The organism is Arthrobacter sp. BGA-UO-ETr-C19, assembly GCF_059568005.1.
This window is the reverse complement of record NZ_JCAQPC010000013.1, coordinates 47954-62135: the sequence shown is the minus strand read 5'-3', so window position 1 is coordinate 62135 and position 14182 is coordinate 47954. Positions and strand designations below refer to the sequence as shown.

Here is a 14182-nt window from a genome sequence, read left to right as displayed (position 1 = left end):
CCAGGTGCATGTTGGACGAGAGCGGCTGGCCGGTGATGGGAAAGTTTTCCACGGCGCGCAGCGTGTGGACGCCCCAGTACGCGCCGGCGGGGATATCGCGGTCGCCGAGCAGATCATGCTCGGAGCGAACGTCAGGCAGGGGCTGGGCGTCCGGCAGGGTTTGGGTTTCGGTCATGTGGTGCGGTCCTTAAAGAACGTCGTCGGTCGGGGACAGGGAAGAAAAGTCTGCGGCCTGGAGCAGGCCCACTTGGCGGCCTCCGCCGAGGACCGCGCCGGTGGCGATGCCCGCAAGGGCGGAGGTGTCGACGTCCAGCGCTTCCAGCGCGCGGACGGTGACGGGCATTCTGGCCCGGTCACCGCCGTCGGAAATCTTGACGGCGACGGCGCGTCCGTCCGGCAGCCCCACCAGCTGGATGCCTTCGAAGCCGTCCTTCGCCAGGGCGCCGGGCAGGAGGCGCATGAGCTCCGTGACGTCGCGGCCCTCGCCCGCCACCATTTCCGGGTGGCGGCGCATGGAATGTGCGACGGCGGCTTCCGGGCTTTCGGGGGCGGACGCACCATCAGCCAGTTCGGCCGAGGCGAGGCGGCCGAAGGCGCGGGCCATGCCGGCGAGGGTGAGGGCGAACAGCGGGGTTCCGCAGCCATCGGTGCTGACGCCGGCGGGTTCCTCGCCGGTCAGGTCGGTCACGGTTTCGGCGACGAGCTTTTGCAGCGGATGGGAGGGGTCGAGGTAGCCCTGTACCGGCCAGCCGTTGATGACGCAGGTGGCGGCCATGGCGGCGTGCTTGCCGGAGCAGTTCTGGGCCAGCTGGGTAGGCCGGCCGCCGTCGCGCAGCCACGCCTCGCGCTCGAGGACGCCGTAGGGGAGGTCGGAGCTGTTTTCGAGGGCCGCGGGCGTGAGGCCGTGCAGTTCCAGGATGCGGCTGGCGCCGTCGAGGTGCCGGGTTGCGCCGGAGTGGCTCGCGGCGGTGAGGGCCAGCAGATCGGCCGGCAGGTCCAGCCCGGCCCGGACCATGGCCACGGACTGCAGCGGCTTGAGGGAGGACCGGGGGTAGAACGCGGCGTGGGGTTCGCCGGCGGAAAGCAGGGCGCCGCCGCCGGGGGCAGTGGCAATCAGGGAGCCGTAGTGGACACTTTCCACCAGCCCGTCACGGGTCTGGACCGCGAGGGGCTCATGCCGCGGCAGGATCGCTGCGGCGGCGGGCGGCGCGGAATGGGAATGGCTTGCCGGCATGGCGGGGGAAGGCATGGCGTCCTTTGGGTTTCGTGTTGACTTGAGCTGGGTGTGGCGTGCAGGAGTCGGGTGGGGCCGGTTGGTTCGGAGTGCCGGGAAGGCCGGGCCGCTACTGGTTGAGGATGGAGTCGAGGGCTTCGCCGACGGCGCGCAGGTGCCCGGCCATGGCGCTGCTGGCGTCTGCTGCGGAACCGGCTTCGATGGCGTCCAGGATGAGGCGGTGCTCGACGTCGGAGGCGTGCTGGCGGTCGGCCACCATGTTGAGTGTCTCGGACTGGTGGGCGAGGGCGTCGCGGATGTCAGCCACCACGCTTTCGAACACCTTGTTGCCGCTGGCCCGGGCGATGGCTGCGTGGAAGCTGGAGTCGAGGGCGACCCAGGCTTCAGGGTCCGTTTCCGCGGCCATGGATGCCATGATGGCGCGGAGGATCTCCAGGTCCTCGGTGGTGCGGCGCTCGGCGGCCAGGCCGGCGGCGGGGACTTCGATGTGCGGGCGGGCCTCGGTGAGGTCCCGGGCGGAGAACTGGCCCAGGACGAGGTCGTTGGCAACATGGTCGGCGACGACGAACGTGCCGCGGCCAGTCCTGGTTACGGTCAGGCCAAGTGCGGTGCAGGAGCGCAAGGCCTCGCGGATCACGGAGCGGCTCACACCATACTGTGAAGCCAGGGCGGCTTCTGAGCTGAGCTTGGCGCCGACGGCCAGTGCTCCGCTTTGGATGTCGCCGCGGATAGCGTTGAAGACAGCTTCGGCCGCACTGAGGCGCGCCAGCGGGAAGGTGCTCGTTCCGCTTTGCTGGCCGACTTGCTGACCGGTTTGCTGTCCGGCTGTCCGGCTGTCTGACAGGTTCACGATTAAAAATATGGCACGGGTCACAGGTGGGTGTCAACCGGGCGTGCCTTCCGTGCGGAGCTGGTTCGCCGTACCACCGCATTCGCCTGGCCAAGGGAGCCGACAAAAAGGGGGCAGCCTCCCAAGCTTTTTACAAGTTGTTCAATTGAAGATGTTGCGAGGGGGGAGTGCACGCAAGTTGCCAGGATCGCAGCAGCAGGCGCTTCGACTTCCCGTATCCGGCCGGGAAGGTTGCTCGGGATTGGCATGGGCAAACAACTTCATTGAGTGGTGAGGCTAGTGACCATACCTATGCAGGCCGACGTTCACGTTCGGAAGCTGTGGCTCCCTGCGCTGCTGGCAGCTCTGTCGCTTGCGCTGGCTGTTCTGGTGGTGCCGGTTACGGCATCGGCGGCTCCGGGTGATGTTGGGGTTGAGGGTGCGTCGCATGTGGGGACAGGGACGCCGACGGGAACGAAGCGGCAGACGAATGCGCTGTGGTTCAACGACGGGATCTGGTGGGGGAACCTGTGGGACACTGCCAGCTCGGATTTTCATATCTTCCGGTTCAATGCCGCGACGAACTCGTGGGTCAATACGGGCGTGGCGACGGAGACCCGGTCGAACACTCATCATGACGTGTTGTGGGATGGGACTACGTTGTATGTGGCGAGCTATCGGTTCGTCAACGACGGTCTGCCGGCCGAGCCAAACTTCCCGACGACGATGCGGCGTTACAGCTACAACTCGAATACGAAGACGTACTCGCTGCTGAGTTCTGGAAACATCCACAACCAAAAAGTTGAGACCATGTCCATCGACAAGGACTCCAGTGGCCGGGTGTGGGCCACCTGGCAGCAGGGGAACCGGATCTATCTGAACGTCACTGGCACGGATGGTACGACGTGGGGGACGCCTTTCCCGCATCCTGCATCGTTGAGCAACGTGTCTGTGGACGACAACTCGGCTGTGATCGCATTCGGACCCGGCAAGATGGGCCTTATGTGGAGCCGGCAGGTCGGTGACGCCACCGACGGCATGTACTGGAGCCACCACGTCGATGGAGCTGCGAACACCGCCTGGACCACTCCTGTGGCGGTGGTGAAGGGGCCGCGCACCGGTGATGACCACATGAACCTGAAGTGGCTGGATTCCTCGAATGCTCGGGTTTTCGCCGCTACTAAGACGTCATTTACGTCGGCGTCTGAGCCGCTGATCCAGCTGTTGGCATTCGACGGTACGACGTGGTCGGCGCACACGATCGCGACTGTGGCCGAGTGCCCGAACCGGGTGATCGTGATGATTGATGAGAGCACGCAGAGGCTGCGTACCTTCGCTACCTATCCGAAGCCGAGCGGCACGACGAACGCTGGTGTCTGCACAAGCTCGGGAGGTGCGATCTACGAGAAGTCCACGCCGCTGAACAGCATCAGCTTCACCACCGCGAAGACGGCTCGTATCGTGGATGCCGACCAGTATGTCCACAACGTGACGTCGACGAAGCAGAACCTCAACAGTGCGGCGCGGGGCACGGCCAACAGCGGTCTGCTCCTGCTCGCCGATGTGAACGCCACAAGCCGGTACTGGCACTCCTACGACCCCAGCAGCGGTCCCGGTGGTGATACGACGGCTCCGACGGTGACGGGTACGTCTCCGGCTGCTGGTGCACCTGGTGTGTCGGCAACGGCGGCTGTGACGGGGTCGTTCTCGGAGGCGATGAATGCGTCGACGGTCACGTCGAGCACGTTCACGTTGAAGGCGGGGGCGACGACGGTGCCGGCCGCTGTGACGTACAACAGCACGACCAGGGTTGCGACGTTGGACCCGAATGCGGACCTGTCGGCGGGTACGACGTACACGGCGACGATCAGGGGCGGTTCCAGCGGGGTGAAGGATGTTGCCGGTAACGCGTTGGCGTCGGACAAGACATGGACCTTCACCACGGCGGCCGCAGGTGGAGGCACGTCGCAGACCGTCACCCTCACGGCCACCGCTGACAGCTATGTGTCCAACGGGTCGGCGGCAACGAACTTTGGCGCCAGCACCATGCTGGGCGTGGACAACAGCCCGGTGGAGGCCACGTACTTGAAGTTCGACCTGTCGGCCTATGCGGGCAGGACGCTGGAGAGTGCGACGTTGCAGCTGCGTAGCGCCGGTAGCGGGTCGACCGGTAGGCAGAACGTCAAACTGGTCGCTAGTGACAGCTGGACCGAAGGTGGGATCACGTACAGCAACCGTCCGGCGCTCGGCACCAGCATCGGCACGCTGGGCCCGACAACGACCAACACCAGCTACAGCGTTCCGCTGACGGTCAGCGGCCTGACCGGAGAGCTCGGCCAACAGCTCACTCTTGGGATGGACTCCAGCAGCAGCGACGGCCTGGACCTCAACTCCAAGGAGGCCGGCAGCACTCTGGCACCCAAGCTGGTGCTCACCCTGCAGTAACAGGCGGACGGTGTCGGCACGGCCGGCACCGTCCACACCGGCAACACCACCAGACCGACACCACCCAGACAGGGGACGATCATGCGCACCCGGCAGACCAAGGCACTGCACTTCGACATCCACGGCCGCGTCACGATACGCGTCGACGCAAAGGCGCCGGCAGCGGCCCAGCTCCAGAGCATGCTGGCGTGTTTCGCTACCGACACCGAACGGCCGGCCAACATCATCGTCGATGACCGGCCGGAGCCCATGCCGGATGCGGGTCTGGTCGAGCACGAACTCGCGTATACCGAGAACAGCGTGCGTTTCCAAGCCGATCGGGTCCAGGTCGTGAGGGACGCAGAGCAGTGGCGCATTCACGGGCCGGGCGAGCTGCTGACCTCCGTGGTCCCTGTCCTGGATGCCGCCATGGTCGGCCGGGGAGCCGGCATGATCCACGCGGCAACGATGGCGTACCGGGGTCACGCGATCGCGCTTCCCGCCGCCGGAGGGACCGGTAAAACGAGCACCGTCGCCAAGCTGATGCGGCGCGAGGGATGGTCGTTCATGGGCGACGACTGGGCCTTCCTCACCGAGGACGCAACGCTGCTCGGCTACGCGAAGCCGATGTTCATCAAGCCGCACCACCGGGCCATCTACCCGCACCTGTTCGAAGGCGTGCGAAAGCCCCTCGTCCCGTCACGGCTCTCGGATAGCGTCAGCCGTCTCACCACTGTGGTGCACCCCTACGTCATCCGTTATCCGCGCCTCGCGGACTTCTCCCGGCGATGGTCGCCGGAGCACCGCATGGTGACGCCGGGGACCGCGTTCCCAGGACGGGAAGTGACGACCGCGGCGCCCCTCGCGGCCGCCGTCTACGTCGAGCGGTTCGAGGGCGCCCGGTCCCGGATCGTCGAGCGGACGAGCGAGTGGATGGTCGACCGCATGCTCGGCAACTTCCACATCGAGATGGCGGGCTTCTCACAGCGGGTCGTGACCGGCCTGGCGGCCACTTCCGTCCTCCCGTGGCGAGAACACTTCGCGGCGAAGGGGCTCGTGCTGAACAAGGCGCTCGACGGCCGGCCCTGCCACCTGATGCAGGTCCCCGCCGCGTACACGGCGGACGAGGCGTCGGACGACATCGTCCGGCATCTCGAGCAGTTGCTGCCGTCGGTCCTCGACGAGGAAGCCTAAGGGGTGGGACACAGTGAGTCACAGCCCTGCCGAGATCACCGCCGTCGTTCCCGCCCGCAACGCGGAGCACATGCTCCCGCGCTGTCTGGAGGCCCTGCGTCAGTCCGGTGTCGCCGAAATCATCCTGGTGGACGGATGCTCCACCGACCGCACCGTCCCCCTCGCCCTCGCGGCCGGTGCCCGGGTCCTGAGTGACGAGGGCCGCGGCCTGCCATGGGCTCGGACGCTCGGCGTGCAGAACAGCAGCACCCGTTGGGTCCTGCTCGTCGACTCCGACGTCGTGTTCGGGCCCACGGGGGTCGCCGACTTGCTCACGGAGTTGATCGAGGGCGATTACGACGCCCTCCAAGCCGGTCTGGAGAGCGTGGGTGGACCGGGCTACTGGGGACAGGCGCTGGCACATCACCATCGCACTGGCCGCAGCCGCAACTGGTTCGGGCTCGTGGCGACGCTCGTCGATCGGGACCTGATGATGGGCGTGGGTTTCGACGACTCGTTCAAGTCGGGAGAGGACATTGAGCTGCGCTGGCGGATGCGGGAGTCAGGGCTGCGAACGGCGGTCTCACGCCGGGTCGTCGTCGAGCATCGTTTCGCCGCAGACGACTTCGACTTCGCGCTGGACCAGTTCCTCATGGACGGAACGGGGCTGGGACGCATGATCCGCAAACACGGCTGGCGCGGTGCGAGGCTGGCGCTGCTGCCCGCCGCCGCGGCAGTCCGGGGCAGTGCCTTGAGCCTTGCCGCGGGCCAACCCCGATGGCTGCGCTACTATGTCGCTTTCTGCTGGTACAACTACGCGGGCCTGGCGCGGGGTCTCGCGTCGTGAGGGCTGAGCGGGGTGTAGCTGTCACGGACGCCTCGACCGTCCGGCACTCCGCCCTGCGCAGCTCGCTCGGCCTCATCGCGGGCAAGGCCGCCCAGACGGGCGCGGGCTTCGCTTTCTGGATCGTGGCCGCGCGCGCGACGTCTGACCGCGAGGTCGGGCTCACCACGGCTGCAGTCTCGGCGGTGATGATCTGCACGCAACTCGCGGTGCTGGGCGCCGGGTCGGCCGTAATCGTCTCGGTGGGGCGAGGGGAGCCGCCCGCACGGGTGTTGGACGCGGCGTTCGCCATCGTGGGGGTAGCCGGCACCGGGCTGGCCCTCGGCTACCTCGTGCTGCAGTCGGCCGTGGCGCCGGACACAGCTTCGGCATCGGTTCTCTTCTGGCTCACGTTCCTCGTGGCTGCCGTCACCGGCACCCTGGTCATCGTGCTGGACCAGGCGCTCGTGGCGTTGGGACGCGGTGCCACCGCGACCTTGAGGTACACGGTGGGCGGCGTGGTCTCACTGGCGGCTGTTGCGCTCGTGGCCTGGCGGGCGCACGGCGCCGCCGCCGACGTGCTGATGGCCTGCTGGGCCCTCGGAACAACCGTGGCGTGCGTGGTCGGTGCGGTGCAGCTGCGAAGACTTGTCGGCTACCGGCCGCGGCCGTCCTTTCGCTCGGCCCGCCGCGGCCGTCCGCTGCTGGCGCTGGGAATTCCGCACCAGCTGCTCACCCTCACCGAGCGAGCCCCCGGGCTGGTGCTGCCGCTTCTGCTTGCGCACATGGTGGCGCCGGAGGCCGCTGCCTACTGGTATCCCGCATGGATGATGGCTTGGGCCGCCTACACCGCTCCGATGCTGATGGGCATCGTCCAGTTCTCGGAGGGTGTCCGCGAGCCGGACCGCCTGGTGTCCACCACCTGGGCGAGTCTCCGTTGGTCGCTCGCTGTAGGAGGCCTGGCTGCCGCCGTCCTCGCGCTCTTCGCTCACCCGCTGCTCAGCCTGCTGGGGGAGCGGTATGCCGACTCGTCCGCCGACGCTCTGCGCTGGTTGGCGGCCGGACTCGTGGGGTACGCGGTGCTGCAGGCCTACAACGCAGTGTGCCGGGCCAGCGGCCGCTACGCGGAGGCGATCGCAGTCGGCCTGGTGCTCGGAATCGGCCTCTGCGTCTCAGCGCTGTCGGCCGCCGACAGGGGCGCCAGCGCCATGGCTCTTTCATGGCTGGTGGTGCTCTCCGTCGGGGCCGCGGCCGTCGGCCTCCGGATGGTCGCCATTCTTCGGCGCGTCAAGCGGGACACGCGATGATCAGCACGCTCGATGGGACCTGCCGCAGCGAGGGACGCTGGAATCTCCGTTACGTGTGGCCGACAGTGATTTGGATCGTCGTGGTGGTCGTGCTCATCGGGGCCGGAGCCTTCGTGGCGGACGTACCGCGGGATGAGCTCGCGTTCCGTGAGCTAGGCATCGCTGACGCCCTCTCGCGCCTACAGGGGCCCGACATCGAGGGGCACTTTAGCTGGCCGGGTATGTTCGCCCTCCGAGCCCCGATGAGCCGGACCAGATACCGGACAACCCAGATGCCGCCAGAGGCTCCCTGGCCTGAGGACCTTGTAGCTGCGCCTCTTCCTTCCACGCATGCTGGGACTGCTCGCGTGGAACGCGCCGGGCAATGGTGGCTCCTCAGCGACCTCCATCTGGGCCTCACGGACGACGACCCGCGGTGCCCCGGGAGAGTGCTGCCCCAGTTCCTGTGCCGTGAGGTGCTCGCCGCCTCCGGTCCGCAGCACGTCGCCTTCGTCGGTGACACGTTCGAGCTGGTCGGGTTCGCCGAGGACGAAAGCCTGGCCCGGCTTGAGTCCATCCTCACCCGCCACCCCGACACGTTGTGCGCGCTGCAGGCCTGTGCGGCCCGCGGCGTGCAGTTGCACTTCGTGTGCGGCAACCACGATGCGGAGCTGGCCCGCCCCTCCGTTGCCGCACGCCTGTCGGGGCTGTTATCACCCGCCGAGCCGGCACGGGTCCGGGTGTACCCGTGGTTCCTGCACGTGCCCCGTGTGCTCGTGGCCGAGCACGGGCACCAGCACCACGCCCTGCATCGGATGCCCGAGGTGCTCCGCGTGGCGGTGAACGGCACCGACGGGCTGGACCTGCCGCCGCTCGCCGCCTGGCACGCCGATCCGTCGAAGTCACCCCTGAGCCGTGCCGCGGCCGTTGCCCGGGCCTGCCTGGCGTCCGAGCGGGCGGAACGCCGCGTCCGTGAGCTCGCGTACTTCGAGCTGTTGCAGGCCGAGTCACTGCGGCTCGCGCTTGATGCAGTGGCCGTCCGGGACCTGGCGCACCTCTCCCGGTTCCGGACGGTGTCGGCGCTCCCGGTCGCCGCGACTCGCATGGTGCTCGCGGCCGCCGGGCGCAGAGTCGCCGGCAAGAGGGCCCCTGCTGCAGCGGCCCGGTTCGCACATACTCTCGAGGCGCACGGCGCCGGGGTGGCCTGGTACGTCTCGGCCCACACCCACCGGGCCTTTGAGTCGGCGCTCGAGGCGTGTCCCACCCGTTACGTCAATACCGGCACATGGAGTTCGGACGTCCGCGGTCGCGGCCCTGACCAGACGGACCGTCGGGCGTTCCCGTACGCCGTGGTCGACCTCGCCCGCGACGGCACCACCAGCGGCGGTTTGCGGTACTGGCGTCCGGACGGCGGGTGAGCATTAACTATCCAAGAAACCGGTACGAACGTTCCGAAATTCTCCGTGCCTCCATCCGTTGTTAGGGAGTACGATGTGGATGAAAGTGAAAACGGCACGATCGTACCGATGCGGGAGCGAATGTGGCTCAGGATTTTGCAGAAGATCTGGCGGCAGCCGTCCGCGCCCGTCGCAGCGCCCTCCGGCTGAGCCAGCAGGACCTCGCGGACATGGCCGGCGTCTCCGAGCGCTTCGTCCGCTTTGTTGAGCAGGGCAAACCGAGTCTCCGGCTGGACACCCTTTTGGCCTTGCTGGGCACGCTTGGCCTCGAGCTGCAGCTCGCCACCCGGACCAGCGCCGCCGCCCGTTCACTGGTGGCCCAGCCACTGGTGACCCAGCCGCCGTCGGCCGACCCGCCGTCGTACGCGCCGCTGGAAGGTGACAGACCCGCCGCACGGGAGAACCAACCGTGAGGCACCGCATCGCCGACATCTACAAGCGGGGCGTCCTGGCCGCCCGGCTGGAACGGCACGACGGCGGCACCAGGTTCAGCTATCTGCCGGCGTATCTGCAAAGCGGCCGCCCTGCCGTTGCGAGTTCGCTGCCGCTCACTGAGGAACCCGTGCTCTCGGGAGCCGGCGCCGCACCGCCGTACTTCACCGGGCTGCTCCCGGAGGGCCGGCGGCTGAACGCGCTGCGCCGGTCCATCAAGACCAGTGCCGACGACGACCTTTCGCTGCTCATCGCCGCCGGCGGCAACCCGGTGGGCGACGTGCAGATCGTGGGCCACGGGGAACCGCTGGACCCGGAGGAACATGCCGTCGAGGTGGACCCACGCAGGCCCGTGGACTTCGACGAGCTGCTGGGTGACTCGGGCCTGATCGATCCGGTGGCGCTCGCCGGTGTGCAGGACAAGCTGTCCGCCGGGATGATTTCCATGCCCGTGGCCAGCGCGGGGCGGCGGTTCATCCTCAAGCTCAACGCCCCCGAGTTCCCGCACGTGGTGGAGAACGAGTTCATCATGTTCCGCTACGCCGCGAAGCTGCGGATTCCGCTGAGCCGTGTGCAGCTGATGCGCGACGTCGCGGGCCGGCCGGGGCTGCTGGTGGAGCGGTTCGACCGGGTGCCGCTGGCGGGAAAGGTCGCGGGCGGGAATGCTGCCGAATCCGCCGGTGAGACGGACGCGGTGCAGCGCCTCGCCGTCGAGGACGGTGCGCAGGTGCTGAAGCTGTACCCGGCCGACAAGTACAACGTGGGGTTCGGAACGGTGTGCCATGCGCTCGCCGAATACTGCGCGGCGCCGTTGCCGGCGCTGCGGAACCTCGCCATCCAGGCCGCCTTCGCGCTCCTCAGCGGCAACGGCGACCTGCACGCGAAGAACGTGTCCATGGTGCAGCAGCCGCACGGGGAGTGGTCCATCGCGCCCGTCTACGACATCCCCTCCACAGTGGTCTACGGAGACAAGACGCTCGCCCTGACGCTTGGCGGCAAGCGCAGCGGCATCTCGCGGAAGCACTTCCTGGCCTGGGCCACGGGCCTCGGGCTGCCCGACCGCACGGCGGTGCAGACGGTGGATCTGGCGCTGAAGGCTGCGGGTCCGCTGCTGGCCGATCTGGAGGCCGGGACGGCTTTTGCGGCAACTGCCGCCGTTTCAGCGGCCACCGTTTCAACGGACGACGGCGGCGCCTCCCCTTTTCCGGACATGGTCACCAGGGCGTGGGTCAAGGAGCTCAAGCACCGGCGGCGGCTGCTGGAGGGGTGAGCCCCGGAAGCCTATAGGTTAGGGCCGCCGTCGTACCAGTTGAGCACGCGCAGGGCCCGAAGCGTGTTCCAGCGGCTGGGGCGCCCGTCACCGTCCTCCATGGCGAAGTGGATGCGCCCGGGGTGGGTGTTCTCGAGCAGCCAGGTTCCGTCGGGCTGCCGTTTTGAGCGGAGCAGGCCGACGGCCTCGGCAAGGCGGGTGTCCGGCGGTCCGCCCGGGTCCTGGAAATACGCGTCGCGGAAGTAGTCAAGGCCGCGCAGCGCGTCATAGAACCAGCGGGTCGGGTAGGAAAACTGCAGCCAGTCCGGGTCCACCAGCTCGCCCGTGCTCTTGCGCCGGAGCAGCGCCCGTTCCAGCAGGTATTCCTCGCCCAGCTTCCGCGCAGCAACCGACTCCGGAGTCCCGCCCGTGGCCCGCTCATGTTCCAGCAGCCCTTCCAGGACATTGATGGTGGTCGCGAACGACGAGCGCACCGACCCCCGCTCCGCTTCGCAGTTCCAGCCGCCGTCGGCCAGCTGCTCGCCAAGAAGCCGCTTGACTATGCCGTCGACGTTCTCGCCGAAGTACGCTCCGAGGGCAACGGCCTTGCCGTTGATGCAGGGCTCCACCTCGCCTTCGAAGAACGGCTGGCCGCCCTCTTCCCAGCGGCTGTTCTCCCGCACTTTCCGGACCGCGGCGCGGGCCTCCTCGCTGCCGGGGTCGAGTCCGAGGTCGCGCAGGAGCAGAAGGCTGTAGGTCGTGGCGGTCCAAGGCTGGCCCGCCTCGGAGCCGTCGTAGGGGACCGGAAAGAACGTGCCGCCGTCCCACTGGCCATCATCGCCCTGCAGCGCGAGCATGCGCGCACCCCAGCCCTCGGTGGCCACCCGGGCCCGCTCGGTCCGCACCTCTCCGGCAGACGCATCCGTCAGGTCGCGCAGGACCTGCCACCGGATCGAGGGGTCGGAATCGAGCAGCCAGTCGAGCACGCGTTTAACCGGGCCGGTAACCGGGAGCTAAAGGTGCTGGATGCCCGCGCGCTGCATGGCGTCCTTGTAGACCTCCACGCTCTTGGCCAGGAGTTCTTCCTGCTTGGCCTCGGAAACAGCAAAGGCCCGCCCGCCGAGCGCGCTGGCCTTGTAGATTTTGATGCCGTTGTTTTTGAGTGAGTAATGGTACGTCTTCTCGAACAGGGTCAGGAAAGTGGCGGCGTCGGTCCCGTGGGCGATGATGGCCGAGACGCGCCGGTTGATCTTCATGAACTGCCGGAAGGGGCGCAGGCCGTCCGTCTTTTCCTGAATGCTGAGGGCCGAGGGCATGTCCGGGTCGCGTACCCAGGGGTAGGCGTTCCACGGCATGACGTAGCGCGGATCCAGCTCGGCGAGCTCGTAGATCTGGGTGGCGCGCCGGGCGGCCTCGTCATCGTTGAAATGGGACACGAAACCGGACTCGGTTCCCTTGCCCGGGCTGACCTGGAGGCTGACAATCCGGCATTCGTCCTCGTCATGGACGGGGTCGATGTAAGGAACGGTCGATCCCGGCTTCTTCTCCATGAGTTCATCGCACAGTTGCGTCACTGCTGCGATGTTCGGTTCCTGTAGCAGGGCTTTCTTTTCGTCCCAGTCAATCGTCACGATTTCTCCCTTAGCTGCATGGCGTCCAAGAATCAGGCGTCTTAGGCCACTCTACGCTTTTGACGGTAAGGGTGGGTGGGCGAGTTCCCGCCGACCCAACAGGACTTCTAAACCCCTGCACCCCGGAACGTGAACCGGCCCGCCACGAGCGTTGCAGCGACGGGCATTCCGGCGAACACAGTATCGGACGCGGCAAGGGGATCCGCATCCAGCACGGCGATATCCGCCACATCCCCGGCCCGGATCCGGCCGCGCCCCCGCGTTGATGCGAGCAGCGCCTCCTCCCGGGTCAGTGCTTGCTCCGGGTGCCAGGGGCCGCGGCCGTCGTTCCGCGCCCGCGCCGTCGCCGCGGACATCGCCAGCCACGGATCCAAGAGGGCCACCGGCGCATCGGAACCCAGCGCCAGCCGCGCCCCGCCGTCCAGCAGCGATCGCAGCGGGAAGGCCCGGTCGGTGCGGCCGGCCCAGTTGGCCTCAGCGGCGTCGCGGTCGTCGAGCGCGTGGGCGGGCTGGACGCTGGCCGTCAGGCCAAGCTCACCGAACCGGGAGAAGTCCTCCTGCCGCACAAACTGGGCGTGCTCGATCCGGCCTCCGGTCCCGGCTTCGGCGAAGGCATCGAGCGCAACCTGGTTGGCACCGTCGCCGATGGCGTGGACCGCCGCCACAAAGCCCGTCTTCCCGGCCCTGGCGAGCAGGGCCACCAGCTCGGTTTCACTCACGGTCAGGAGGCCGTGCCCGCCGTGCGGGTACGGGTCAACGCAGAAGGCGGTGCGCGTATTGAGGGAGCCGTCGATGAGCACCTTCAGCGGACCCACCCGCAGGAGTCCCGCCCCGCCGTCGACTGTTTGCCCCGTCCGCATTCCCGCGGCAGCCGCCCGCTCCAGGTCCTCCGGATACACGCCCGCGTCCACGCGCAGGGAGCTGAACCCGCCGGCGATCCGGCGCAGCCACACGTCGCGGTTCCACGTCATCTCCAGGTCCACCACGCCCACAACACCGCGGGCGGCGGCTTCCTGGCCGGCCGTGCGCACCCAACCGTCGACGACGCCGTCGGGCAGCTTTCCGAGCGCCCGCGTGAGCGCGAACGCAGCCTCCTCGCGGAGCAGCCCGTCTGCCGGGAGCTGAACACCGTACCTCCGGGCGGCCGCTGAATTCAGCCAGACACAATGCAGGTCATGGCTGATCAGGGCCGTGGGCACTGCCCGGGTGGCGTCATCGAGCATTGCGGCGCTGGGGGCGTCGTCCCATACGGCGTCCCGGAAGCCTGCCCCCACCACCGTCACCGTCCGGTCCGCCCCGGGGCCCGCCGCCGTAATCCGGTCACTGACAAGCTCGACGGCGGCGCGCGCCGATGCGGCGCCGGACAGGCCGATCCGGTTGGCGGCCAGGGCCCACTGCGTCATGTGGACGTGCTCGTCCCACAGGCCGGGGACGACGAAACACCCCTCAAGGTCCAGCACCCGGGCATCCGCTGCCGTGGAACCCCCGGGGCGTTCTGCGGCTGCGGTGATCGCCGAGACGTGGCCGTCGCGGATATGGAGGTCGCAGCATTCTGTCTGGCCGGGGAGCCTCACAGAAGCCAGCACCATGTCCGTGGGCATCCGGTATTTAGCTGCTGGTTCGTCCTGGCTGGAAGGCATAGGA

12 protein-coding genes and 1 pseudogene are annotated in these 14182 nt (G+C 68.1%); 7 read left to right on the top strand and 6 right to left on the bottom strand.

Going from position 1 to position 14182, the window contains the following annotated elements:
• The 3 genes and pseudogenes from aspA to AC57BR_RS07200 all read right to left on the bottom strand — a co-directional run.
• A pseudogene (aspA, locus tag AC57BR_RS07210) lies at nucleotides 1-175 on the bottom strand (aspartate ammonia-lyase); the annotation flags it as partial.
• 12 nt (nucleotides 176-187) lie between these two features.
• A complete protein-coding gene (locus AC57BR_RS07205; protein ID WP_496359089.1) occupies nucleotides 188-1249 on the bottom strand; it encodes an asparaginase in 1062 nt (353 codons plus the stop codon).
• Between the two features lie 94 nt (nucleotides 1250-1343).
• Complete coding sequence (locus tag AC57BR_RS07200; RefSeq protein WP_496359088.1) at nucleotides 1344-2084, bottom strand: FadR/GntR family transcriptional regulator; 741 nt, start codon at nucleotides 2082-2084, stop codon at nucleotides 1344-1346.
• Between the two features lie 291 nt (nucleotides 2085-2375).
• Between AC57BR_RS07200 and AC57BR_RS07195 the strand changes: the two genes are divergently transcribed.
• From AC57BR_RS07195 to AC57BR_RS07165, 7 genes are all read left to right on the top strand, one after another.
• Nucleotides 2376-4508, top strand: a complete 2133-nt coding sequence (locus AC57BR_RS07195) for a CBM96 family carbohydrate-binding protein (protein ID WP_496359087.1) — start codon at nucleotides 2376-2378, stop codon at nucleotides 4506-4508.
• An 81-nt stretch (nucleotides 4509-4589) separates the two neighbouring features.
• Nucleotides 4590-5681 (top strand): hypothetical protein, encoded by a 1092-nt coding sequence (locus tag AC57BR_RS07190; protein WP_496359086.1) that lies wholly within the window; start codon nucleotides 4590-4592, stop codon nucleotides 5679-5681.
• A 13-nt stretch (nucleotides 5682-5694) separates the two neighbouring features.
• Nucleotides 5695-6507 (top strand): glycosyltransferase, encoded by an 813-nt coding sequence (locus AC57BR_RS07185; protein WP_496359085.1) that lies wholly within the window; start codon nucleotides 5695-5697, stop codon nucleotides 6505-6507.
• On the top strand, nucleotides 6504-7790 hold the full coding sequence (locus tag AC57BR_RS07180) for a lipopolysaccharide biosynthesis protein (RefSeq protein WP_496359084.1): 1287 nt from the start codon (nucleotides 6504-6506) through the stop codon (nucleotides 7788-7790). Before AC57BR_RS07185 ends, AC57BR_RS07180 begins: the two co-directional genes overlap by 4 nt.
• A 347-nt stretch (nucleotides 7791-8137) precedes the next feature.
• Nucleotides 8138-9187 (top strand): metallophosphoesterase family protein, encoded by a 1050-nt coding sequence (locus tag AC57BR_RS07175; protein WP_496359083.1) that lies wholly within the window; start codon nucleotides 8138-8140, stop codon nucleotides 9185-9187.
• Nucleotides 9188-9309: 122 nt separating this feature from the next.
• Nucleotides 9310-9639 carry a type II toxin-antitoxin system Y4mF family antitoxin gene (locus tag AC57BR_RS07170; protein ID WP_496359082.1) on the top strand — a complete coding sequence of 110 codons (330 nt, stop codon included), beginning with the start codon at nucleotides 9310-9312 and terminating at the stop codon, nucleotides 9637-9639.
• A complete protein-coding gene (locus AC57BR_RS07165; protein WP_496359081.1) occupies nucleotides 9636-10928 on the top strand; it encodes a type II toxin-antitoxin system HipA family toxin in 1293 nt (430 codons plus the stop codon). Before AC57BR_RS07170 ends, AC57BR_RS07165 begins: the two co-directional genes overlap by 4 nt.
• 11 nt (nucleotides 10929-10939) lie before the next feature.
• Here the strand turns inward: AC57BR_RS07165 and AC57BR_RS07160 are convergent, their stop codons facing one another.
• From AC57BR_RS07160 to AC57BR_RS07150, 3 genes are all read right to left on the bottom strand, one after another.
• On the bottom strand, nucleotides 10940-11893 hold the full coding sequence (locus AC57BR_RS07160; RefSeq protein ID WP_496359080.1) for a hypothetical protein: 954 nt from the start codon (nucleotides 11891-11893) through the stop codon (nucleotides 10940-10942).
• Between the two features lie 27 nt (nucleotides 11894-11920).
• Nucleotides 11921-12538, bottom strand: a complete 618-nt coding sequence (locus AC57BR_RS07155) for a uracil-DNA glycosylase family protein (protein ID WP_496359079.1) — start codon at nucleotides 12536-12538, stop codon at nucleotides 11921-11923.
• 107 nt (nucleotides 12539-12645) lie between these two features.
• On the bottom strand, nucleotides 12646-14178 hold the full coding sequence (locus AC57BR_RS07150) for an amidohydrolase (RefSeq protein ID WP_496359078.1): 1533 nt from the start codon (nucleotides 14176-14178) through the stop codon (nucleotides 12646-12648).
• Nucleotides 14179-14182: the final 4 nt, after the last annotated feature.